We start from the raw sequence: 23,288 nt of genomic DNA on the forward strand, positions 1-23,288 counted from the left end.
CGCCTCACGAACTAACGGCGAAAACGCCGCGGGAGGAAACGCCCCATGCAATTGACCGAGCAGCACGAAGAACTGCGCCGCACCATCCGCCGCTTCGTCGAAGCCGAGGTGAACCCCCATTGCGACGAATGGGAGGCGGCGGAAATCTTCCCGGCCAAGGAGGTCTTCCGGAAGATGGGCGCCCTCGGCCTGCTCGGCATCAACAAGCCGGAAGCCTTCGGCGGTCTCGGCCTCGACTATTCCTATGCCGCCGTCGCGGCGGAGGAATTCGCCCGCATCCATTCGGGCGGTATTTCCATGGCGATCGGCGTGCAGACCGACATGGCGACCCCGGCGCTGGCGCGCTTCGGCTCCGACGATTTGCGCGCCGAATTCCTGGCGCCCTCGATCGCGGGGGAGAAGGTCGCCTGCATCGGCGTCTCCGAACCCCATGCCGGGTCGGACGTCGCCCAGATCCGCACCAGGGCGGTGGCCGACGGTGACGACTACGTCATCAACGGCTCCAAGATGTGGATCACCAACGGCACCCAGGCGGATTGGATGTGCATGCTGGCCAACACCTCCGACGGCCACAAGCATCAGAACAAGTCGCTGATCTGCGTGCCCCTGAAGGACGAGAACGGCCAGCGCGCCAAGGGCGTCACCGTCGCGCGCAAGCTGAAGAAGATGGGCATGCACGCCAGCGACACGGCGGAACTCTTCTTCGACGACGTGCGCGTGCCGAAGCGCAACCTGATCGGCGAGCCGGGCATGGGCTTCGTCTATCAGATGCTGCAATTCCAGGAGGAACGGCTCTATGCCGCCGTTTCCTCCCTCGGCGGTCTCGACCTGACGATCCAGGAGACGATCGACTACACCCGCGAGCGCAAGGCCTTCGGCAAGTCGATCCTGGACAATCAGGTGGTCCATTTCCGCATCATCGAACTGATGACCGAGGTGGAGGCGCTGCGCGCGCTGACCTGGAACGCGGTCCAGACCCATGTCGAGGGCGAGGACTGCACCGTGCTCGCCTCCATGGCCAAGCTGAAGGCGGCCCGCCTCTCGCGCGAGGTCAATGACGCCTGCCTGCAATTCTGGGGCGGCATGGGTTACATGGACGAAACCATGGTCTCGCGGCGGTTCAGGGACGGCCGGCTGACCTCCATCGGCGGCGGCGCCGACGAGGTGATGATCGGCATCATCGCCAAATTCAAGGGCCTGCTGCCGGGCAGGGGTTGATCACAGGCCCGTCATCCCGGCGAAGGCCGGGATCTTTCGCCGGAAAGGGTGCCTTCTCGTCACGAGGCCCCGGCCTTCGCCGGGGCGACGAGCGAAATTACAGATCTTCCGGCACCGTATCGACGCCCCAGTCCTCGTAATGGGGGATATGGTCGTCGCCCAGCACGATCCAGGGTAGTTTCTTCGAGACCCAGGTGTGATACTCGGGCGTCACGCGCTCGGGCTCGTCAAGCGTCGCGCAGGTGAAGTCGATTTCGCCGGGCAGGCCGTGGAAGCGGAAGGTGATCTGGCTGCCGCAACGCGCGCAGAACTGGCGCAGCGACTTGGGCGACCAGGCGTATTCCGAAACCTCGCCCGTCAGATGGAAATGATCCATCGCCACCGTCGCCCAGGTGACATAGCCGGCGGCGGAAGCCTTGCGGCAGAGCGTGCAGTGGCAATGGCTGCACGATGAGGGCGGCGCCGTGATCCGGTAGCGGACGGCGCCGCAGAGGCAAGCGCCGGTCAGCGGATCCTCGGGCGTGATCGGCCGGGTCACAGGTCCAGCTCGCACCAGACCGGGGTGTGGTCCGAGGGGCGTTCCTTCTCGCGCGGGCTCTTGTCGACGCCGGCATCCACCAGGCGGTCGGCGGCCTGGGGCGAGAGCAGCAGGTGGTCGATGCGCAGCCCGTTGTTCCGCTCGAACGCCCGGCCCTGGTAATCCCAATAGGTATAGCGCCGGGGGCCGGGGTCGATCGCCATCAGGGCATCGGTGAAGCCGAGGTTGACGATCCGGCGAAAGGCCGCGCGGCTGTCGGGCTGGCACAGTGCATCGTCGCGAAAGGCGGCGGGGTCGTAGCAGTCGCCATCGGTCGGGCAGACGTTGTAGTCGCCCGCCAGCACCAGCGGTTCCTCGAAGGCCAACAGTTTTTCGGCATGGTCGCGCAGCCGCGCCATCCAGCGCAGCTTGTAGGGAAATTTCTCGGTATCGACCGGATTGCCGTTCGGCAGATAGATCGAGGCGACGCGCAGCCGCCCGCCGATCAGGACCTGAAGGAAGCGGGCCTGCTCGTCCTCCTCCTCGCCGGGCAGGCGGGTTTCCTCCACCTCCACCGTCTCTTTCGAGAGGATGGCGACGCCGTTATAGGTCTTCTGGCCGACGTATTGGACGCTGTAGCCCGCGTCCTCCACCGGTTCGGTCGGCATTTCGATCGTCTTGAGTTCCTGGAGGCAGACGACGTCGGGCCCGGCCTCGTTCAGCCAGTCGACGAGATTCGCCATCCGGGCCTTGACCGAATTGACGTTGAAGCTGGCGACGCGCATCGATGGGTCAGATGGCGAAGGACGAGCCGCAGCCGCAGGACGAGGAAGCGTTCGGATTCTTGACCTGGAAGGAGGCGGCCAGCATGTCCTCGACATAGTCGATGACCGAACCGGCCATCAGGTCGAGGGAGACCTGGTCGACATGGACGACGGCGCCGTCCCGCTCGATCACCAGATCGTCGTCCTGCACGTCCTCGTCGAAGGAGAAATTGTACTGGAAGCCCGAACAGCCGCCGCCGGTCACGGAAACGCGCAGGAAGGCGGCGGGATTGTCCTCCTCCTTCATCAGGTGGGCGATGCGGGCGGCGGCGCTGGCGGTCAGGCCGACGGCACGGTCCCCGGCGCCGGGGCCGGGGGGCAGGCCGTTGGCGCCGTTCTCGACGGTCTGGGTCTCGGACATGGCGGGCACTCCGGCACGAAAATCGTTAATCACGTGTCTCAAAGATAGGATGCGGCGGGCGCATGTCAAATTGCCGTCTTCGCCATGCTGCCTTTCTTGAAGCGCAACCGAGGGGCTAGTAGTTTCCCGCCATGACAGACGCCCGCGCCCCCTATGCGAGCGACCCGCGCCGCAGTCGCGGCCGCCGCACCCCGGAACCCGAGAGCCTGACCCGCACCGCCTTCCAGCGCGACCGGGACCGGATCATCCATTCGGGCGCCTTCCGCCGTCTGCAATACAAGACCCAGGTCTTCATCTTCGACGTCGGCGATCATTACCGCACGCGCCTGACCCACAGTCTCGAAGTGGCGCAGATCGCGCGCAGCATCTGCCGCCTGCTTCGGCTGGACGAGGACCTGGGGGAGGCGCTGGCGCTGGCGCACGACCTGGGCCACACCTGCTTCGGCCACGCGGGGGAGGATGCGCTGGACCAGCGCATGCTGCCCTACGGCGGTTTCGACCATAACGCCCAGACGCTGCGCATCCTGACCAAGCTCGAGAAGCGTTTCGCCGAATTCGACGGGCTGAACCTGACCTTCGAGAGCCTGGAAGGGGTGGTGAAGCACAACGGCCCCCTGCTGGACGCGGCCGGCAAGCCCCTGAAGGAAGAACCGCTGCCCGTCGCCATCGTCGAATACATGGCGGAGCAGGATCTCGAACTCGCCACCCATGCCGGGCCGGAGGCCCAGGTGGCGGCCCTGTCGGACGACATCGCCTACAACAACCACGATATCGACGACGGCCTGCGCGCCGGCCTGTTCCGCCTGGACGATCTGCGCGACCTGCCCCTGGTGGGCGAGGTGCTGCGCGGGGTGGAGGCGAAATACCCCGGCATCGGCCGCGAGCGGACGGCCCATGAGACGGTCCGGGCGCTGATCGGGCGCATGGTGACCGACGTGACCGACGAATCGAAGCGCCGCCTCTCGGCGCTGGCGCCCCGGACGGTGGAGGACATCCGCGCCCACGACCGCCCGGTCATCGGCTTTTCCGACGCCATGGCCGAACAGGATCGGGCATTGAAGGCTTTCCTCTGGAGCCGTATGTATCGCCATGACCGGGTGAACCGCATGACCTCCAAGGCCAGACGGTGCGTCCGCGACCTCTTCGACCTCTTTCTCGCCGAACCGCAATGCCTGCCGGCGGATTGGGCCCGGCGGGCCGAAGGCCCCGGCAGCCCCAAGACCGCCCGACTCGTGGCCGACTTCATCGCCGGCATGACCGATCGTTTCGCGATCGAGGAACATGCCCGCCTCTTCGACATCAGTGTTACGACATGACCAATTTCTTCGACCACCTCGCCACCGATCTCCGCGACAGACTCGCCCGGCTCGCGGCGGACGACGCCATTCCGGCCCTGCCGGACGATCTCGGCAACGTGGTGCTGGAGCCGACGCGCGATCCCGCCCATGGCGACGTCGCCACCAACGCGGCCCTGGTGCTGGCCAAGACCCTGCGCATGAAACCCCAGGACCTGGGCCGCCGGATCGCCGATGCCATGGCCGGGCATCCGGATGTGGTGGAGGCGGCGGTCGCGGGCCCCGGCTTCGTCAACCTGCGCCTGTCGGACGGTTTCTGGCGCGCCCGCCTCGCCGAGATCCTGGCGGCGGGACCGGCCTATGGCGAATCCGCCAAGGGGGCGGGGGTCGCGGTGAACGTCGAATATGTCTCGGCCAATCCGACCGGGCCGCTCCACGTCGGCCATTGCCGGGGCGCGGTGTTCGGCGATGCCCTGGCCGCGCTTCTCGAAAAGGTCGGCCATGCGGTCACCCGCGAATACTACATCAACGATGCCGGCGGCCAGGTCGACACCCTGGCCCGTTCCGCCTTCCTTCGGTACCGCGAGGCACTGGGGGAGGATATCGGCGACATTCCCGAGGGCCTCTACCCCGGCGACTATCTGATCCCGGTGGGGCAGGGGCTGGTCGAGAAATACGGCGACCGCTTCCGCCATCAGGACGAGTCGGTCTGGCTGATGCCGATCCGCGAATTCGCCATCGCCGCCATGATGGCCATGGTGCGCGAGGATCTGGAGGCACTGAACATCCGCCAGGACGTCTTCTTCTCGGAATACACCCTCCACACCTCGGGCCGGATCGACGAGGTGCTTCAGGAACTGGTCGACCGCGACCTGATCTATGAAGGCGTGCTGGAAGCGCCGAAGGGCAAGCAGCCGGACGATTGGGAGCCCCGGCCCCAGACCCTGTTCCGCGCCAGCCAGTTCGGCGACGATACCGACCGCGCCCTGAAGAAATCGAACGGCGCCTGGACCTATTTCGCCGCCGACATCGCCTATCACTTCGACAAGTACAAGCGCGGCTTCAATCACCAGATCGACGTCTGGGGCGCCGACCATGGCGGTTACATCAAGCGCATGCGCGCCGCCGTCACCGCGATCTCGGGCGGCAAGGCCGATCTCGACGTGAAGATCTGCCAGCTCGTGAAGCTGACGCGGGGCGGCGAGCCGGTGAAGATGTCCAAGCGCTCCGGCAGTTTCGTCACGCTCCGCGACGTCGTGGACGAAGTGGGCCGCGACGTGGTCCGCTTCATGATGCTGACGCGGAAGAACGACGCTCCCCTCGATTTCGATTTCGACAAGGTGACCGAACAGTCGAAGGACAATCCGGTCTTCTACGTGCAATACGCCCATGCCCGCGCGCGTTCCGTGCTGCGCAACGCGGCGGCGGAGATCGCGGGGATGGATCTTTCGCGCACCGGTCTTTCGGCCGCGTCGCTCGACCGCATCGAGAGCGCGGACGAACTCGCCCTGGTCAAGCAGATGGCGGCATTCCCGCGTCTGCTCGAACAGGCGGCGGATGCCCATGAACCCCATCGCGTCGCCTTCGCGCTCTATGATCTCGCGGCCGCCTTCCACGGTCTCTGGAACAAGGGCAAGGAAGATCCGTCGCTTCGCTTCATCCTGGCCGACGACCCGGTCCTGACCCATGCCCGTCTGGCGCTGCTCCAGGCGGTCTGCGACGTCATCGCCTCGGGTCTCGGCGTTCTCGGCGTCACCCCGGTCGAGGAGATGCGCTGATGCCCGACCAGCCGCAAGATCAATATACCCCCGACCCCTACGGCCAGGGCCCCTATCGGCCCGAGCGCATGGTGCCGCCCTCGACCGAGCCCGAGGGGGGGCTGCGCCTCGGCCGCCTGATCATGCTCGGCCTGCTCGGCGGCGGGCTGCTCTATCTGGCGCTCTCGCTCTTCGCCGGCGGGGACGAGAGTTACGACGTCGCGGACGCCGAGAGCGTGCCCCTGGTGCGCGCCAATCCGGAGCCGACCAAGGTGCCGCCGGAGGATCCGGGCGGCATGGAAGTGCCGGACCAGGACAAGCTGATCTTCGGCCAGATCGGGGGCGGGGGCGCGGACGGCGAATTGCCGGAGCAATTGCTGCCGCCGCCGCCGGAGCCGATGGCGCGCCCGACCGCGCCCGAGGATGCGCCGCCCGCACCCGAACCGCCGACCTCGATCGACGACATGGCGGACGACATGACCGCGCCCTTCGAGGAAGCGGCGCCTGCGCCGGTCCCTGCGCCGGTCCCTGCGCCTGCACCGGCCCCGGCCCCGGCTCCCACGCCCGCACCGCTGCCGGAACCGAAGCCCGCGCCTGCGCCCAAGCCGGCGCCCGCACCCGCGACGGCGCCCGCACCAGCGCCCGCGCCGGCGCCGGCACCGGCCGTCAGTTCCGGCGCGCTGATCCAGCTCGCCGCGCTCAGCGACGAGGCGGCGGCGCGGGCGGCCTGGGCCCGGATATCCAAGGCCAATTCCGACCTGCTCGGCGGCCTGAAGCCGGTGATCCAGTCGGTCACGGTGAACGGCAAGACGCTCTATCGCCTGCGGGCCGGCTATTTCGCCTCCAAGGACGCGGCGACCAATGTCTGTACCAAGCTGAAACAGCGCAATGTCGACTGCAATGTCGTCCGCTGAGGCGCCGCGCGCCGTCGTCGTCGGCATCGAGGGCGCGCGACTGACGGAACGGGAGAAAGCCCTGTTTCGGCAGGCGCCGCCCCTCGGCTTCATTCTCTTTTCGCGGAATGTCGAGACGCCGGATCAGGTCCGCGCCCTGACGGCGGAATGCCGGGCTTCGGTCGGCCGGGGGGATGCGACCGTCTGGATCGACCAGGAAGGCGGGCGCGTCGCGCGCCTGCGCCCGCCCCATTGGCCGCGCTATTTCCCGGCCCGCGCCATCGGCGATCTCGGCGGCGGCGCGGCGCAGCGCGCGGCCTATCTCCAGGCCCGGCTGATCGCCGAAGATCTGGCCGCGCTGGGGATCGACGTCGACTGCCATCCCTGCATCGACATTTCGGTGCCTGGCGCCCACGACGTGATCGGCGACCGCGCCTTCGGCAGCGATCCGGGCACCGTGGCCGATCTCGGCCGGGCCGCCTGCGAAGGCCTGCTCGACGGCGGCGTCCTGCCGGTGATCAAGCATCTGCCGGGCCACGGAAGGGCGCTGTGCGACAGCCATGTCGCGCTGCCCCTGGTCGACACCGATCTCGAAACCCTGGCCGCCAGCGATTTCGTACCCTTCGAGGCGCTGGCCGACATGCCCATCGCCATGACCGCCCATGTCGTCTATGGCGCCGTCGATCCTGAGCACCCCCTGACCCAGTCGGCCAAGGGGATCGAGGAGATCGTGCGCGGCCGCCTCGGCTTCGACAATGTCCTGGTGTCGGACGATCTGAACATGCAGGCGCTGGACGGGCCGCTGTGGCAGCGGGCGGAGCGGGCACTGGCGGCGGGCTGCGACATCGCCCTTCATTGCAGCGGCGATTTCGCGGAGATGGAGGCCCTGCTGCCCCGCGCGCCGGTGCTTTCCGGCCAAGCGGCGACGCGCTGGCACCTCGCCGCGTCGCGCCGCGCGCCGGCGCTGCCCTTCGATCGCGCAGCGGCCCGGGACGAACTGGACGCCCTGCTGGCGACGGGCGCGGTGGCGTGATGGCGGTTCGCCGTTCACCTCTCACCGCACCCCTATTCCCAAAGGGGCGCGGGAACCCACCACGCTCGGCATCGACTCCCTCGCCCCGCTTGCGGGGAGAGGGGTGGGGTGAGGGGGATCGCCTCTACGAGGAAACGGCGCCATGAACGAATTCCTGCAACAGGTATCGGTCTGGGCGCTGCCTATCATCTTCGCCATCACGCTGCACGAGGCGGCGCACGGCTGGATGGCGGATCGGCTGGGGGATCCGACGGCGCGGATGCTGGGGCGGATCTCGATCAACCCGATCCGTCACATCGACCCCCTGGGCACCATCATCCTGCCGGGGGTGATGCTGCTGGCCACCAACTTCGCCTTCGGCTATGCGAAGCCGGTGCCAGTCAATTTCCGCAATCTGCGCAACCCGCGCCGGGACATGGTGTGGGTGGCGGCCGCGGGGCCGGGGGCGAATGTGCTGATGGCGCTGGTCGCCGCACTTCTCCTTCACGTCGTGCCCTATCTGCCTGAACAGGCGGCCTATTGGCTGGCGGCCAATTGCATCAACGCGATGCTGATCAACGGCGTGCTCGCGGTCTTCAACATGATCCCGATTCCGCCGCTGGACGGCGGACGCGTGGCGGTCGGCCTGCTGCCGCGCGCGCTCGCCTATCGGCTGGCGCGGGTGGAGCGCTACGGCATGCTGATCGTCGTCGGCGCGGTCTTCCTGGTGCCGCTGCTCGCGGCGCAGATGGGCTATGCCTTCAATCCGGTGTTCGAAATGATCGCGCCGGTGGTGAAAGGCTTCGTGCGGCTTTTGCTCTCGATTGTCGGGCCGCCGCTTCAGTAGACTGTGCCGATGACCGAGAACCCGAACCAGCCCCTGCCGTTCGAGGAAGCGGAAAAGCCCCTGATCGGCGAGGACGGCGAAATCCTGACCGTCGACGTCGAGGGCTTCGAAGGGCCGCTCGACCTCCTCCTTGCGCTTGCCAAGGCGCAGAAGGTCGATCTGAAGAAGATCTCGATCCTCAAGCTGGCGGACCAATATCTGGTCTTCATCAACGAGGCGCGGCGCCTGCGCCTCGAACTCGCCGCCGATTACCTGGTGATGGCGGCCTGGCTCGCCTATCTGAAGTCTCGCCTCATGCTGCCGGAACCGCCGGCGGGCGAGGAACCCTCCGGCGAGGAACTGGCGGCGCGCATGGCGCTGCAGCTCGAACGCCTGGAGGCGATACGGGCGGCGGCGGCCAAGCTGATGTCGCGCCACCAGTTGGGCCGCGACGTCTTCGCGCGCGGTGCCCCCGAGGGCGTGACCGTGGTCCGGAAGTCGATCTGGTCCGCCAGTCTCTACGACCTCATCAAATCCTACGCCGACTGGACGGCGCGCAAGGTGGGCGGCCATCTGACCGTCAAGCTGCCGCCGATCTTCACCATGGAGGAGGCGATCCACCGCCTCTCCGCCATGCTGGGCGTGGATCTGGACTGGACCCAACTCGAAATCTTCATGCCCGAGGAATTCGACGATCCCCTCGGCCGGCGCTCGGCGCTGGCCGGAACCTTCGCCGCCAGTCTCGAACTGGTGCGCCAGGGCAAGATCCAGCTTCGCCAGAGCGAAGCCTTCGCCCCCATCTTCATCAGGAAGGCCCGCGACGAATGAGCGAGACCCCCGCGCCGACGGAAGACCGCGAGGACGACGTCCCCAACGAAGACGAGCCGGCCGAGGCTCGTTCGTTCGACGAGGGCGACATCGCCCACGGCTGCCGCATCGTCGAGGCGCTGATCTTCGCCGCCGCCGAACCCCTGGACGGGGCGAGTCTGGCCGAGCGCCTGCCGCCGGGCATGGACGTGCGTCCCCTGATCGAGCGCCTGACGGCGGATTATGCCGCGCGCGGCGTCAATCTGATCGAGGTCGGCGGGCGCTGGACCTTCCGCACGGCGCCGGACCTCGCCTTCCTGCTGCGCCGGGATACGGAGGAGACGCGCCGCCTGTCCCGCGCCGCGATCGAGACCCTGGCGATCATCGCCTATCACCAGCCCGTCACCCGCGCCGAGATCGAGGCGATTCGCGGCGTCGCGGTCAGCCGCGGCACCCTGGACGTGCTGATGGAAACCGCCTGGGTGAAGCCGGCGGGCCGGCGCAAGACGCCGGGCAAGCCCCTGACCTTCAAGACCACCGACGTCTTCCTCGAACATTTCGGCCTCGCCCAGATCGGCGATCTGCCGGGCATCGAGGACCTGAAGGCCGCCGGTCTGGTCGATCCGCGCCAGTCCATGCCGGTGATCGGCCGCGACGAGGATCTCGAACCCCTGGACGAGGAGGAAGAAGGCGGCGAGGACGGCGACGAGACCATCGCGATGGTCGAAGAGACGGCCGAAATCATTGACAGCGGCGATATGTCGCCCGAAGACGACACATCTGCCTGATCCGGTCCTTGCGCCGGCCGGCAATAATGATAATCATTCTCACGTATTTGCGGGTGCCGGGGCACCCAGTCGGGAAATCGTAGCAGCGTGGCCATCTCCGAACATCGTCTGGCGCGAAATGCGCTGCCGCTCAGGGGGCGGTTCCGGCTCGACGGCTGGAGTCTGATGGCGGTCGGGCTGGCGCTGTTCTTCGCGCTGCCGGTGGTGATGGTGGCCGCGGCCGCCCTGACCCCGGCGGGAGAGACCTGGGCCCATCTGAGCGAGACGGTGCTGCCGCGCTATATCGTCAACACGGTGTGGCTGATGGTCGGGGTCGGCATCGGCACGGCGGCGATCGGCACCGGCACCGCCTGGCTCGTCACCATGTGCGAATTTCCCGGACGGCGCCTGTTCGAATGGGCGCTGTTCCTGCCCATGGCGGTGCCCGCCTATGTCCTGGCCTATGCCTATACCGGGCTGTTCGACGTGGCGGGTCCCGTCCAGGGCCTGCTGCGGGATCTGACCGGCTGGTCGGTGCGCGACTATTGGTTCCCGGACGTGCGCTCCCTGCCGGGGGCCATCGCCATGATGGTGCTGGTGCTCTACCCCTATGTCTATCTGATCACACGGGCGGCCTTTCTCGAGCAATCGGTCTGTGTCCTCGAAATGGGCCGCACGCTCGGCTGCTCGCCGTGGGGCGCGTTTCGCCGCCTCGGCCTGCCGCTGGCCCGGCCGGCGGTGGTGACCGGCGTCTCCCTCGCGCTGATGGAGGCTTTGGGGGATTTCGGCACCGTGCAGTATTTCGCCGTCGACACCTTCACCGCCGGCATTTTTCGCACCTGGCTCGGCCTCGGCGATCCGGTTTCGGCCGCCCATCTCGCCGCCATGCTGCTGGGCGCCATCGGCTTCCTCATGGTCGCGGAACGCCTGGCGCGGGGGCGCGCCCGCTTCCATCACACCACCACCCGCTATCGCCCGCTGACCCGGCTGTCGCTGTCGCCGCTGGCGGGGGTGGGGGCCTGGCTCGCCTGCGCGCTTCCCATCGCGCTCGGCTTCCTGGTGCCGGCGACGGCCCTCGGCGTCTGGGCGCTGGGGGAGGAGGGCATGGCCACCGGCGCCTTCCTCACCTACACACGGAACACATTGGCGCTGGCGGTGCCGACGGCGGTGCTGGCGGTCGGTCTCGCCGTGCTGCTCGGCTATGGCCGTCGGCTCGGCCTGTCGGCGCCGGGCCGGGCCGCGGTCCGCATCGCCGCCATGGGCTATGCCGTTCCGGGCGCCGTGATCGCGGTCGGCATCCTGGTGCCGCTCTCCACTTTCGACAATGCGCTGGATGCCTGGATGCGCGAGCATTTCGACATTTCCACCGGCCTCTTGCTGTCGGGCACCGTGGGCGCCGTGATCTTCGCCTATCTGGTCCGTTTCCTCGCCGTCGCCTTCAACACGGTCGAGGCGGGGCTGGAGAAGGTGACCCCCAATATGGACGCCGCCGCCCGCAGCCTGGGGCGCGGGCCGCTGGATACGCTGCGCCGGGTGCATCTGCCGATGATGCGGGCCAGTCTCTTCACCGCCGGCCTGCTGGTCTTCGTCGACGTGATGAAGGAATTGCCCGCCACCCTGATGATGCGGCCCTTCAATTTCGACACATTGGCGGTCAAGGCCCATGAACTCGCCAGCGACGAGCGCCTGGCCGAGGCGGCCATGCCGTCGCTCGCCATCGTCGCCGTCGGCGTGCTGCCGGTCATCCTGCTCAGCCGGGCGATCGCCACGTCGCGCCCCGGCGCGGCCCAGGGGGCGCGGGGCTGATCATGTCCGGTCTCGCCTTTCGCGCCGTCACCCACCATTTCGGCAGGCGCATCGCCGTCGACACGCTCGACCTCGAGGTCGCGGCGGGCGAGGTCGTCTGCCTGCTCGGCCCGTCGGGCTGCGGCAAGACGACGACGCTGCGCCTCGCCGCCGGGCTTGAGACCCTGCAGTCGGGCGCGATCCTGATCGACGACGCCGTGGTCGCCGACGCGGGCGGCGCCCTGCCGCCGGAAAAGCGCCAGATCGGCCTGATCTTCCAGGACTATGCGCTGTTCCCCCATCTCTCGGTCCTCGACAATGTCGCCTTCGGCCTCGGGCGCGGGCATTCGGTGGCGGAGGCCCAGACGGCGCTCGACAAGGTCGGCCTCGGCGATCGCGGGCGCAGCTTCCCCCATATGCTCTCGGGTGGGGAGCAGCAGCGCGTCGCTCTCGCCCGTGCCCTGGCGCCCCGGCCCCGGGTCATGCTGATGGACGAACCCTTCTCAGGGCTGGACGTCCGCCTGCGCGACAAGGTGCGGGACGAGACCCTGGCCCTGTTGGCGTCGACCGGCGCCGCGGTCCTCCTCGTCACCCATGACCCGGAAGAGGCGATGCGCATGGCCGATCGCATCGCCCTGATGCGGGCGGGCCGGGTGGTGCAGCTCGGCACGCCCGAGAGCCTCTACAACCGCCCGGCCGACGCTGGCGCCGCGCGCTTCTTCGCCGAGGCGAACACGATCCGTGCCCGGGTCGGCGCCGACGGCAGGGTGGAAACCCCGCTGGGGGTCCTGTCCGGCGCGGGGCTCGCGGCCGGCACGGCGGTCGAGGTGCTGATTCGGCCCCATGCCCTGCGCCCGGTCGCGGCGGGCGAGGGGGTGGCGGCGCGGGTCGCGCGCTCGCGTCTTCTCGGCGCCGACAGCCTGGTGGAATTCCATGTCGATGGTGCCGGCGCGGTCGTGTCGGCGCGTATCGCGCCACCGGTTCTGCCTGCCCCTGGGGCAGAAATGTGCCTTTCCCTCGACCTCGGGCAGTGTTTTGTGTTTGAAGATCGAGGGGATGGGCCCAAATAAGCAGGAGGCCGAAGCGGGTACCGCATTTCTGCGCGTTGCCTGCACGGGGGGCTTGGGGCAATATCCCGGCTCTCTCGGCCGCTTCGTTTGGGCCACGTATTTTGAGAAGGAGAATCGGCGATGGGTGCGATGAGCATTTGGCACTGGCTGATCGTCATCGCCTTGGTCGTCCTCTTGTTCGGCGGCCGCGGCAAGATTTCGGAACTCATGGGCGATGTCGCCAAGGGCGTGAAGAGCTTCAAGAAGGGGCTCGCGGACGAACCGACGACGGCCCAGAAGGATGAGCCGCCGCGTCAGGTGACCATCGACGCCTCGTCTGAATCGGCGAAGAGCCAGGACGCGCACAAGGTCTGATCGGCGACGGCCGGCGGGGCGCGCGACCGGCGTGCCCCACCGGCGGTCCGATCCTTCTGTAATCGTTTGTCGCAGGGCCGGGCCCTGCCGGAGACAGGCGCATGTTTGATCTCGCGTGGTCCGAGATCCTTCTCGTCGGCGTCATCGCTCTCATCGTCGTTGGCCCCAAGGACCTCCCCGACCTGTTGCGCACGGTCGGTCAATGGGTGCGGCGCGCGCGCTCCATGGCTGCCGGCTTCCAGTCCACCTTCGACCAGATGATGCGGGACGAGGAACTGGCGAAGACCAAGCGCGACCTCGAAAATTCGATGTCCGGCACGCCCTCGCTCAACAAGATCGAGAAGCCCTCCTATGCGCCGGAAACCCCGCCCTTCGACCACAGCACCATCGAAGACACCGATCCCCGCACCGAAAACGACTATGCCGAGGATGCGGAAGCCGGCGACACCGAGGAAAGGCCCGTGACGGCCGAGTCGGTGGCGGCGATCGCGGGGCCCGAGCCGGTCGCGGATCCGGAGCCGGCGGCGGGCGACGAAGCTCCGGCCCCAAAGCCGGCCACGGGAAGCTGACATGGCGACGAGAACCGACAAGGACGAAGCCGAGATCGAGGCGAGCCGCGCGCCCCTGGTCGAGCATCTGACGGAATTGCGCCGCCGCCTGATCTATTCGGTCGCCGGCCTCCTGGCCTGCATGGTGCTGTGCTATGTCTTCGCCGAGGACATCTACGCCTTCCTGACCATGCCGCTCTACGAGGCCATGGGGGACGCCGGCACCAAGCGCATGATCTATACCGATCTGACGGAAGCCTTCTTCACCTATCTGAAGGTGGCGTTCTTCGGCGGTGCCTTCCTGGCCTTCCCCGTCATCGCCTCGCAGATCTACATGTTCGTGGCGCCCGGCCTCTACAAGAACGAGCGGGGCGCCTTCCTGCCCTTCCTGGTCGCGACGCCGGTGCTCTTCATCCTCGGCGCGGCGATGCTCTACTACCTGATCCTGCCGCTGGCCTGGCATTTCTTCCTGGGTTTCCAGGCGCCGGGAGGCGACGGCGCCCTGCCGATCGAGCTCGAGCCCAAGGTGAACGAGTATCTGAGCCTGGTCATGGCCCTGATCCTCGCCTTCGGCATCGCCTTCCAGCTGCCCGTGGTGCTGACCCTGCTCGGCCGGGCCGGTATCGTCACCTCCAAGATGCTGGCGGGCAAAAGGCGCTATGCCATCGTCGGCGTCTTCGCCTTTGCCGCGATCGTGACGCCGCCGGACGTGATCAGTCAGGTCAGCCTGGCGCTGCCCATGATCGTGCTCTACGAAGGCTCGGTCGTCATCATCCGCATGATGGAGAAACGGCGCGAGCGCGAGGCCAAGGCCCGCGAGGAGGAAGAGGACGAGGGCTGACGCCCCGTCCCGCCGGGCCTGACCGGTCCTCCCTTTCCGCTCGCCCGTCCTCCGGGCTGGACGGACTCCGGCCCCTTTTCTATAAGGTTCGGGCACCCCGCCTCAATCGAGCCCGAATCTCATGCATGACCTGAAACTGATCCGCGACGATCCCGCCGCCTTCGATGCCGCCCTGGCGCGTCGCGGCTTCCCGGCATCGGCGGCAGGCGTGCTCGACCTCGACCAGCAACGCCGCGCGATCCAGTCCGACCTCCAGGTCAAGCAGGCGAGGCGCAACGACGCCTCGCGCCAGATCGGCCAGGTGAAGGGCAAGGGCGGCAATGCCGACGATCTGATGGCCGAGGTCGCGGGCCTGAAGGCGGAGATCCAGGCGGGCGAGGAGAAGGACAAGGCGCTGGCCGCCGAGATCGAGGCCGCGCTCGCCGCCATCCCCAATCTGCCCGGCGCCGACGTGCCCGAGGGCGGGGAGGACTGCAACGTCGAGATCCGCCGCTGGGGCACGCCGCGCCTGATGGAGGGCGCCGCCCATTTCGAGATCGGCGAAGCCCTGGGGCTCATGGATTTCGAGGCGGCGAGCCGGATTTCCGGCGCGCGCTTCGTCGTCCTGAAGGGACAGCTCGCGCGGCTCGAACGCGCGCTCGGCCAGTTCATGCTCGACCTGCACACAACCGAGAACGGCTATACCGAGGTGGCGCCGCCGCTCCTGGTGCGCGACGACGCGGTCTATGGCACCGGCCAACTGCCGAAATTCGCCGAGGACCTGTTCCGTACCACCAATGGTTACTGGCTGATCCCGACCGCCGAGGTGCCGCTGACCAATCTGGTGCGCGAACAGATCCTGGACGCCGAGAAACTGCCGCTGCGCTTCACCGCGCTCACCCCCTGCTTCCGCTCCGAGGCGGGCGCCGCGGGGCGCGATACGCGCGGCATGATCCGCCAGCACCAGTTCGCCAAATGCGAAATGGTCTCCGTCACGACGCCCGAACAGTCGGCGGCGGAGCACGAGCGCATGACCGCCTGCGCCGAGGACGTGCTGAAGCGCCTGGACCTGCCCTATCGCGTCATGCTGCTGGCGGCGGGCGACATGGGCTTCGGCGCGGTCAAGACCTACGATCTCGAAGTCTGGTTGCCGGGGCAGAAGACCTATCGCGAGATTTCGTCCTGCTCCAACTGCGGCGATTTCCAGGCCCGGCGCATGCAGGCGCGCAGCCGGACGGCGGGCGCCAAGGGCACGGCGCCGGTTCACACCCTGAACGGTTCCGGCCTCGCGGTCGGGCGCACCCTGGTCGCGGTTCTGGAGAACTACGCGCGGCCCGACGGTTCGGTCGAGGTGCCGGCGGCGCTCAGGCCCTACATGGGCGGTCTCGAAGCGATCGCCGCCGATGGTTGACGGCGCCAAGGACAGGCCGCTCCGCATCCTCGTCTCCAATGACGACGGCATCCACGCGCCCGGCCTCAAGGTCCTGATCCGCATCGCCAAGGCGATCAGCACCGACGTCTGGGTGGTGGCGCCGGAGACGGAGCAATCGGGTGCGTCCCATTCCCTGACCCTGACCTCGCCGCTGCGCATCCGCAAGGCGGGCGCCAAGCGTTACGCCGTCTCGGGAACGCCGACCGATTGCGTGATGATGGCGATCGACCGGCTGATCAAGGGGCGCAAGCCCGATCTCGTGCTCTCGGGCGTCAATCGCGGTGGCAACATCGGCGAGGATGTAACCTATTCCGGCACCATCGCGGCGGCCATGGAGGGAACCATGCTGGGCGTGCCCTCGATCGCCATGAGCCAGGTTCTGGGTTTCGATCGGGACAAGCCCGTGCAATGGGCCTGCGCCGCCGCCCATGGCGCGGCCGTGGTGCGCCGCCTGCTCGAGACAGGCTGGCCGGACGACGTGCTGATCAACGTGAATTTCCCGCCCATCGCCCCGGAAGAGGTGACGGGCGTCCGCGTCAGCCATCAGGGGCGGCGCGGCGTCGGCAACCTCTTCGTCGAGGAGCGCGTGGACGCGCGCGGCAACGATTACTACTGGCTCGGCTACCGCCGCAGCCCGGAACCGCCCGAGGTCGATTCGGACATAGAGGCGGTCTATGCCGGCGCCATTTCGGTCACGGCGCTGCACCTCGACCTCACCCATTACGATACCCAGGCCAACCTGCGGCGGGCCTTTTCCGGTCTCGATCTCGGATCGTGACGGGGCGGGGGGCGAGGATGGGCACCAACACCGAGAAAGCCAGCCTGATCCTGAGCCTGCGCCAGCAGGGCATCACGGACATCCGCGTCCTCGGCGCCATCGAATCGATCCCGCGCGAGCGTTTCGTGCCGCCCGCCCTGGTGCACAAGGCCTATGAGGATACGGCGCTGCCGATTGCCGGCGGCCAGACCATCAGCCAGCCCTATATCGTCGCCTATATGACCCAGGCCCTCGACGTCGGTTCGCGCCACAAGGTGCTGGAGATCGGCACCGGCTCCGGCTATCAGGCCGCCGTGCTGGCGAAACTGTGCCGCCGGGTCTATACGGTCGAACGCCGCCGCGCCCTGATGCGCCAGGCCGAGCGCCTGCTGACCGACATCCACGTCCACAATGTCGTCACCCGATTGGGGGACGGGGCCAAGGGCTGGCCGGAACAGGCGCCCTTCGACCGCATCATGGTCACCGCCGCCGCCCCCGAAGTGCCCCAGGCCCTGATCGAGCAATTGGCCGAAGGCGGCGTCATGGTGCTGCCGGTCGGCAAGGTCCACGGCCATCAGGAAATCTGGCGCGTGCGCCGCCAGGGCGCCGAGGCCCTCTACGAACAATTGATGCCGGTGCGCTTCGTGCCGCTCGTCGAAGGCGTATTGCGCGACGATTGACGCGCGAGGGGCAGCGACAGAGACTGCGCCCATGGCGACATCCGGTACCTCCAGCGTGATTCGATCCGTTTCGATGGCCGTCTCGATGGCCGCCGCGCTGCTGGCCCTCGCAGGCTGTGGCGGGCGTGCGGATCTTGCGCCCGTCGAATATCTGTGGGAGGGCGGCACGGCGCCGACGGCCGGCGGCAGCGTTGCCGCCGCCGAGCCGATGCCGGCGGTCGTGGCCGCCCCCGTCGACCCTGTTTCCCCTGCGCCCGTCTTTGGCGGCGCGATCGAATCCGCGCCGCTCGAGCCGGCCCATGTCGATCCCGCACCGGTCGCGCCCGCGGGCTATCCGGCGGTCGCGGGTGACATCGTCGCGAGTGGCGAGACCGTGGTCGCCCCGGGCGAGACCCTGAGCGCCGTCTCGCGCCGGACCGGCGTGCCGCTGCGCGATCTGATCGTGGAGAATGGCCTGGTCGCGCCCTTCACCCTGCAGCCGGGCCAGCGCCTGCGCCTGCCCGAGACGCGCTATCACACGGTCGCCAAGGGCGACACGGTCTACAATATCTCCAACCGCTATGGCGTCGATCAGGCGAGCCTGATGGCCGAGAACGGCATCGCGCCGCCTTTCACCATCAAACTCGGCCAGCGCCTGCGCATCCCGGGCCGGGTGCAGACCGCGCCCGCACCCATCGCGGCGACCACCGCCATCGCCGCCATCCCCGCGGCGAGCGCGCCGACAGATCTTCTGCCCGGGACGATCGCGACGGCACCGGTGGCGCCGTCTCCCGAACCGCCCTCCATCGTCATCGTCGAGCCGGATCCCGACAGCCTGCCGCCGCCGGCAGACGGTTCCTATTACGTGCCGCCGCCGAGCGAGACGGCGCGGGCCGACGTGCCCCGGCCGGGCACCAAGCCGCAGGCGCCGCCCGAGGCCCCGCGCACGGCGGTCGCGGCGGCGACGACGCCGGCGGCCCCCGCCAGGCCGGCCGTGCCCGGCAACGGCGGCCTGCGGTTCGCCTGGCCCGTGGCGGGCGACGTCATTTCGGGCTTCGGCCCCAAATCAGGCGGCCAGCACAACGACGGCCTCAACATCCAGGCCGCCAAGGGCGCCACCGTGCGCGCGGCCGAGGCCGGCGTCGTCGCCTATGCCGGGGACGAGATCCGGGGCTTCGGCAATCTGGTGCTCATCAAGCACGACGGCACCTATATGACCGCCTACGCCCATAACGACGCGCTGCTGGTGAAGCAGGGCGACCGGGTGGCGCGCGGCCAGCCCATTGCCCGCGTCGGCAATACCGGCCACGTCACCGTGCCCCAGCTCCATTTCGAGGTGCGCAAGGCCGGGACCCCGGTCGACCCGGTGAAATATCTCGACGGCGGGGCGGGGTAGATTCGGCGCAGCCGGTTTCCACACGGGCCGGTTTCCGCACGGGCCGGTTTCGACACGGACAAGTTTCGGATCCGGCCGCGTTCACGTTTCGAGCGGCCGACCCAGACGCCCAGCCAGATCCTGGATGAACTGCCAGGCGACGCGACCGGAGCGGCTGCCGCGCGTGACCGACCATTCGATCGCCTGGGCGCGCAGGTCGTCCCTCGCGACATTCAGGGCGAAATGCGCGGCATAGGCTTCGATCATGGCGAAGAACTTGTCCTGGTCGCAGCCGTGAAAGCCGAGCCAGAGGCCGAAGCGATCGGACAGGGAGACTTTTTCCTCCACCGCCTCGCCCGGGTGGATCGCGGTCGACCGTTCGTTCTCGATCATGTCGCGGGCCAACAGGTGGCGCCGGTTCGAGGTCGCGTAGAACACCACGTTCGGCGGCCGGCCCTCGATGCCGCCGTCCAGCACCGCCTTCAGGGATTTATAGCTGGCATCCTGGCCGTCGAACGAGAGGTCGTCGCAGAACAGGATGAAGCGCCGGTCGACGCCGCGCAGGCGGCGCAGCAGGTCGGGCAGGGTGGCGAGATCCTCCCGCGCGATCTCGACCAGGGCGAGGGTGCCGTCATGGGCCGCCGCGACCTCGGCGTGGGCCGCCTTCACCAGGGAACTCTTGCCCATGCCGCGCGCCCCCCAAAGCAGGGCATTGTTGGCGGGCAGCCCGGCGGCGAAACGCCGCGTGTTCTCGACCAGAAGGTCGCGCACGAGGTCGATGCCCTGAAGGAGATCGAGCGGCACGCGCGAGACCGCGGGCACGCCGTGCAGGCGCATGGGGTCGGTCTGCCAGACATAGGCTTCGAAGGCCTGGATATCGTCGTCGCGGGCCGGCGGCGGGGCCATTCGCTCCAGACTGTCGGCGATGCGGGCAAGAAGGGGGATCAGGGCGGCGTCGGTCATGGCTGGGAAACTAGCACGGCCCGCGGCCGGCGATCCTCGCGAGATTTGCATTCCCCCCCTCAACGGCTATAGTCCGCGCGTTTCGAACCGTGCGGAGATGCTACGCCAATGTTGATTTCGACGGCTTATGCCCAGGCCGCGGGCGGTGCCGAAGGTGGAGCTGCGATGCTGATGCAGTTCCTGCCCCTGGTGCTGATCGTCGTGGTGTTCTATTTCCTGCTGTTCAGGCCGCAGCAAAAGCGCGCCAAGGAACACAAGGCGCTGCTCGAGGCGGTGCGCCGTGGCGATACGGTGGTGACCATGTCGGGCCTGATCGGCAAGGTCGCCAAGGTGCAGGACGGCGAAGTGGTCCTCGAGGTTGCCGAAGGGGTGCGCGTGCGCATCCTGAAGGGCACGATCTCCGAGGTCCGGGCCAAGGGCCAGCCCGTCGGCGACGACGAGAAGTGACGATCCCTCGGCCCGGATCGGATGACCGATTGCCGGGCCGGGCATCTTGAAAATCCGGGGTGCCGCCTCGTCGCGGCACCGGGTCGGAGCGGCGGACAGATCCCGGGTGACGGACCCCGGGCGGCCGGATACCGAGAACTCCAGGTTCCGTTACAGCCATACATTCGACAGATCGAGCGGCCGAAATGATCCAGTATTCCCGTTGGAAAATCCTGCTCTACATGGCGGTGGTCGCCCTCGGGGTGATTTTCGCCGCGCCGAATCTGTTCACCAAGGACACGTTGCAGGGCATGCCGTCCTGGGTGCCGCAGGAGCAGGTGAACCTGGGCCTCGACCTGCGCGGCGGCTCCCACCTCCTGCTCGAGGTCGACGTCGACACGGTCATCCATGACCGCCTCGAATCGCTGGTCGATTCGGTCCGCACCTCGCTGGTCGGCGCCGGCATCCGCTATACCGGCCTCGGCGTCGCCAATTCGGGCGTCTCGGTCACCATCACCGATCCGGACCGGGTGGAGGAAGCTCGCCAGTTGCTGCGCGATCTGGCGACGCCGGTCGGCGGCGGCGTTCTCGGCGGCGGCGTGCCCGATATCGACGTGGCGAGCGACGGCGGCAAGCTGCGCCTGACCCTGTCCGAAGCCGGCATCACCGAACGCACCACCGGCGCCATCAACCAGAGCCTCGAAATCGTGCGCCGGCGTATCGACGGCATGGGCACCTCGGAGGCGGTGGTGGCGCGCCAGGGCGACGATCAGATCGTGGTCCAGGTGCCCGGTCTGCAGGATCCGCAGCGCGTGAAGGAAATCCTCGGCCAGACCGCGAAGATGAGTTTCCGTCTGGTCGATACGGTCGATCCCGCCGAACTGGCCGCCGGCCGCGCGCCCGCCGGGACCGAGATCCTGTTCGGCGAGGTGCTGCCCGGCACCAATACGCCGGAGCCGATCGCGGTGCGCAAGAAGGTGTTGCTGACCGGCGAAATGCTGGTCGATGCCAGCGCCAGCACCAATCCCCAGACCGGCGAATGGGTGGTGAGCTTCCGTTTCGACGGCGAGGGCGCCAAGCGCTTCGCCAGTGTCACCAAGGAAAACGTCGGCCGGCGCTTCGCGATCGTGCTCGACGACAAGGTGATCTCCGCTCCCGTGATCCGCGAGCCGATTCTGGGCGGCCAGGGCCAGATCAGCGGCAATTTCACCGTCCAGGGCGCCAATGATCTCGCGGTCCTGCTGCGCGCCGGCGCGCTGCCCGCCCCCCTGACCGTGATCGAGGAGCGGACGGTCGGTCCCGATCTCGGCGCCGACGCCATCGCGGCGGGCGAATTGTCGGGCCTGATCGGCACGGCGCTGGTCGTGATCTTCATGGTGCTGTTCTACTCGGTCACCGGCGTGATCGCCGTGATCGCGCTGATCGCCAACATCGTCCTTTCGATCGCCATCCTGACCCTGATGGGCGCGACGCTGACGCTGCCGGGCATCGCCGGCCTGGTGCTCACGGTGGGTGTCGCGGTCGATGCCAACGTGCTGATCAACGAACGCATCCGCGAGGAGACCTTGCTCGGGCGGGGCGCCGCGGCGGCCCTCGACATCGGCTTCAACAAGGCCTATGCGACCATCATCGACAGTCACCTGACGTCGCTCTTCGCGGTCGCGACCCTGTTCTTCTTCGGCGAGGGGCCGGTGAAGGGTTTCGCCGTCACCATGGGCATCGGCCTGATCCTGTCCCTGTTCACGGCGGTCGCGCTGGTCCGGGTCGGCATGGTGCAATGGGTGCGCTGGACCCGGGCGAAGGTCCTGAACATCCATTCGCTGTTCAACCTGCGCCGGCTGCTGCCGGAAAACACGAACTTCCGCTTCATGCGCGGGCGCTTCATCGGCATCGCCATGTCCGCCGTGCTGTCGACCCTGTCGATCGTGCTGTTCGTGACGCCGGGGCTGAACTACGGCATCGACTTCGCGGGCGGCATCGTCGTCGAGGTCAGGACAGAAGGCCCGGCCGATCTGGGGCGCTTGCGCAGCGGCCTGAACGAGTTGCAACTGGGCGAGGTTTCGCTGCAGGAATTCGGCGGACCGTCCGACGTGCTGCTGCGCCTGCCGCGCCAGGCCGGCGGCGAAGACGCGCAGAACACCGCCGTCGAAGCGGTGCGCGGCAAGCTGGCCGAAATCTCGCCGGGCGTGAACCTGCGCCGGGTCGAGGTGGTCGGGCCACGCGTCTCGGAGCAATTGATTTCCAGCGGCGTGCTCGCCGTGCTGCTCTCCTTCGGGGCGATGCTGATCTACATCTGGTTCCGCTTCGAATGGCAGTTCGCGGTCGGCGCCGTCGCCACCCTGCTGCTCGACATCACCAAGACCGTGGGCTTCTTCGCCCTGACCGGGATCGAGTTCAACCTGACGGCCATCGCGGCGGTGCTGACGCTCATCGGCTATTCGATGAACGACAAGGTCGTGGTCTACGACCGCATGCGCGAAAATCTGCGCAAATACAAGACCATGCCGCTGCGCGACCTGATCGACATGTCGATCAACTCGACCCTGACCCGGACCATCTTCACCTCGGCCACCACCTTCCTGGCCATGGCGCCCATGGCGATCTACGGTGGTTCGGCGGTGTCGGGCTTTGCCCAGGTGATCCTCTTCGGCGTCGTCGTCGGGACCTCGTCGTCGATCTTCATCGCCGCGCCGCTGCTGCTGTTCCTCGGCGAGGGCAGGCTGCGCCGGGGCTCGCCCGCCGCGGCCGAGGCCAGCGGCGGCCCGAAGACACAGTCGGCCAAGGGCTGAGGCCCGCCGGTCAGGATCCGAGAAAGGAGGCGC

Annotated in this window: 23 protein-coding genes; 19 read left to right on the forward strand and 4 right to left on the reverse strand. The window is 68.1% G+C overall.

Annotation, left to right across the window (positions count from 1 at the left end; translation table 11 throughout):
* Nucleotides 1-45: 45 nt before the first annotated feature.
* Nucleotides 46-1,218 (forward strand): acyl-CoA dehydrogenase family protein, encoded by a 1,173-nt coding sequence (locus tag L2U69_RS01990; protein WP_236104673.1) that lies wholly within the window; start codon nt 46-48, stop codon nt 1,216-1,218.
* A gap of 97 nt (nt 1,219-1,315) precedes the next feature.
* Here the strand turns inward: L2U69_RS01990 and L2U69_RS01995 are convergent, their stop codons facing one another.
* From L2U69_RS01995 to erpA, 3 genes are read right to left on the reverse strand one after another with little or no spacing between them, the layout of a single operon-like run.
* Nucleotides 1,316-1,756 (reverse strand): GFA family protein, encoded by a 441-nt coding sequence (locus L2U69_RS01995; RefSeq protein WP_236104674.1) that lies wholly within the window; start codon nt 1,754-1,756, stop codon nt 1,316-1,318.
* Entirely contained in the window at nt 1,753-2,520 is a 768-nt protein-coding gene (gene xth / locus L2U69_RS02000; protein ID WP_236104675.1) for an exodeoxyribonuclease III, read from the reverse strand. Before xth ends, L2U69_RS01995 begins: the two co-directional genes overlap by 4 nt.
* Before the next feature lie 7 nt (nt 2,521-2,527).
* On the reverse strand, nt 2,528-2,920 hold the full coding sequence (gene erpA, locus L2U69_RS02005; RefSeq protein ID WP_236104676.1) for an iron-sulfur cluster insertion protein ErpA: 393 nt from the start codon (nt 2,918-2,920) through the stop codon (nt 2,528-2,530).
* Between the two features lie 131 nt (nt 2,921-3,051).
* Between erpA and L2U69_RS02010 the strand changes: the two genes are divergently transcribed.
* The 16 genes from L2U69_RS02010 (at nt 3,052) to L2U69_RS02085 (ending at nt 19,098) form a co-directional block, all read left to right on the forward strand.
* Complete coding sequence (locus tag L2U69_RS02010; RefSeq protein ID WP_236104677.1) at nt 3,052-4,236, forward strand: deoxyguanosinetriphosphate triphosphohydrolase; 1,185 nt, start codon at nt 3,052-3,054, stop codon at nt 4,234-4,236.
* Nucleotides 4,233-5,993 (forward strand): arginine--tRNA ligase, encoded by a 1,761-nt coding sequence (gene argS, locus L2U69_RS02015; protein ID WP_236104678.1) that lies wholly within the window; start codon nt 4,233-4,235, stop codon nt 5,991-5,993. The genes L2U69_RS02010 and argS overlap by 4 nt, the downstream gene beginning before the upstream one ends.
* Nucleotides 5,993-6,886: an SPOR domain-containing protein gene (locus tag L2U69_RS19095; RefSeq protein ID WP_268967202.1), complete on the forward strand. Its 894-nt coding sequence runs from the start codon at nt 5,993-5,995 to the stop codon at nt 6,884-6,886. The genes argS and L2U69_RS19095 overlap by 1 nt, the downstream gene beginning before the upstream one ends.
* On the forward strand, nt 6,873-7,898 hold the full coding sequence (gene nagZ / locus L2U69_RS02025; protein WP_236104679.1) for a beta-N-acetylhexosaminidase: 1,026 nt from the start codon (nt 6,873-6,875) through the stop codon (nt 7,896-7,898). The genes L2U69_RS19095 and nagZ overlap by 14 nt, the downstream gene beginning before the upstream one ends.
* A gap of 142 nt (nt 7,899-8,040) precedes the next feature.
* Nucleotides 8,041-8,724 carry a site-2 protease family protein gene (locus L2U69_RS02030; RefSeq protein WP_236104680.1) on the forward strand — a complete coding sequence of 228 codons (684 nt, stop codon included), beginning with the start codon at nt 8,041-8,043 and terminating at the stop codon, nt 8,722-8,724.
* A gap of 9 nt (nt 8,725-8,733) precedes the next feature.
* Nucleotides 8,734-9,531, forward strand: coding sequence for a segregation and condensation protein A (locus L2U69_RS02035; RefSeq protein ID WP_236104681.1), 798 nt, complete (start codon nt 8,734-8,736; stop codon nt 9,529-9,531).
* Nucleotides 9,528-10,298, forward strand: coding sequence for an SMC-Scp complex subunit ScpB (scpB, locus tag L2U69_RS02040; RefSeq protein WP_236104682.1), 771 nt, complete (start codon nt 9,528-9,530; stop codon nt 10,296-10,298). The genes L2U69_RS02035 and scpB overlap by 4 nt, the downstream gene beginning before the upstream one ends.
* Before the next feature lie 87 nt (nt 10,299-10,385).
* Complete coding sequence (locus L2U69_RS02045; protein WP_236104683.1) at nt 10,386-12,083, forward strand: ABC transporter permease; 1,698 nt, start codon at nt 10,386-10,388, stop codon at nt 12,081-12,083.
* Nucleotides 12,084-12,085: 2 nt separating this feature from the next.
* A complete protein-coding gene (locus tag L2U69_RS02050) occupies nt 12,086-13,132 on the forward strand; it encodes an ABC transporter ATP-binding protein (RefSeq protein ID WP_236104684.1) in 1,047 nt (348 codons plus the stop codon).
* A gap of 120 nt (nt 13,133-13,252) precedes the next feature.
* Nucleotides 13,253-13,486: a twin-arginine translocase TatA/TatE family subunit gene (locus L2U69_RS02055; protein WP_236104685.1), complete on the forward strand. Its 234-nt coding sequence runs from the start codon at nt 13,253-13,255 to the stop codon at nt 13,484-13,486.
* Nucleotides 13,487-13,587: 101 nt separating this feature from the next.
* Nucleotides 13,588-14,055 carry a Sec-independent protein translocase protein TatB gene (tatB, locus tag L2U69_RS19100; protein WP_268967203.1) on the forward strand — a complete coding sequence of 156 codons (468 nt, stop codon included), beginning with the start codon at nt 13,588-13,590 and terminating at the stop codon, nt 14,053-14,055.
* 1 nt (nt 14,056) lies between these two features.
* Complete coding sequence (gene tatC, locus L2U69_RS02065; RefSeq protein ID WP_236104686.1) at nt 14,057-14,875, forward strand: twin-arginine translocase subunit TatC; 819 nt, start codon at nt 14,057-14,059, stop codon at nt 14,873-14,875.
* A gap of 121 nt (nt 14,876-14,996) precedes the next feature.
* On the forward strand, nt 14,997-16,265 hold the full coding sequence (gene serS / locus L2U69_RS02070) for a serine--tRNA ligase (protein ID WP_236104687.1): 1,269 nt from the start codon (nt 14,997-14,999) through the stop codon (nt 16,263-16,265).
* The gene (gene surE / locus L2U69_RS02075; RefSeq protein ID WP_236104688.1) at nt 16,258-17,064 is read left to right on the forward strand and encodes a 5'/3'-nucleotidase SurE; all 807 of its coding nucleotides are present in this window, start codon (nt 16,258-16,260) and stop codon (nt 17,062-17,064) included. Before serS ends, surE begins: the two co-directional genes overlap by 8 nt.
* A 17-nt stretch (nt 17,065-17,081) precedes the next feature.
* Nucleotides 17,082-17,723 (forward strand): protein-L-isoaspartate(D-aspartate) O-methyltransferase, encoded by a 642-nt coding sequence (locus tag L2U69_RS02080; protein ID WP_236104689.1) that lies wholly within the window; start codon nt 17,082-17,084, stop codon nt 17,721-17,723.
* Nucleotides 17,724-17,754: 31 nt separating this feature from the next.
* Nucleotides 17,755-19,098 carry a LysM peptidoglycan-binding domain-containing M23 family metallopeptidase gene (locus L2U69_RS02085; RefSeq protein WP_236104690.1) on the forward strand — a complete coding sequence of 448 codons (1,344 nt, stop codon included), beginning with the start codon at nt 17,755-17,757 and terminating at the stop codon, nt 19,096-19,098.
* Nucleotides 19,099-19,179: 81 nt separating this feature from the next.
* Here L2U69_RS02085 and L2U69_RS02090 read toward each other — a convergent pair whose 3' ends face one another.
* The gene (locus tag L2U69_RS02090; protein ID WP_236104691.1) at nt 19,180-20,040 is read right to left on the reverse strand and encodes an ATP-binding protein; all 861 of its coding nucleotides are present in this window, start codon (nt 20,038-20,040) and stop codon (nt 19,180-19,182) included.
* A gap of 108 nt (nt 20,041-20,148) precedes the next feature.
* Between L2U69_RS02090 and yajC the strand changes: the two genes are divergently transcribed.
* Nucleotides 20,149-20,487, forward strand: a complete 339-nt coding sequence (gene yajC, locus L2U69_RS02095) for a preprotein translocase subunit YajC (RefSeq protein WP_236104692.1) — start codon at nt 20,149-20,151, stop codon at nt 20,485-20,487.
* A gap of 185 nt (nt 20,488-20,672) precedes the next feature.
* The gene (secD, locus tag L2U69_RS02100) at nt 20,673-23,255 is read left to right on the forward strand and encodes a protein translocase subunit SecD (protein ID WP_236104693.1); all 2,583 of its coding nucleotides are present in this window, start codon (nt 20,673-20,675) and stop codon (nt 23,253-23,255) included.
* Nucleotides 23,256-23,288 lie beyond the last annotated feature (33 nt).

Origin of the sequence: Zavarzinia marina (assembly GCF_021568905.1) — a bacterium.
Lineage (GTDB): Bacteria > Pseudomonadota > Alphaproteobacteria > Zavarziniales > Zavarziniaceae > Zavarzinia > Zavarzinia marina.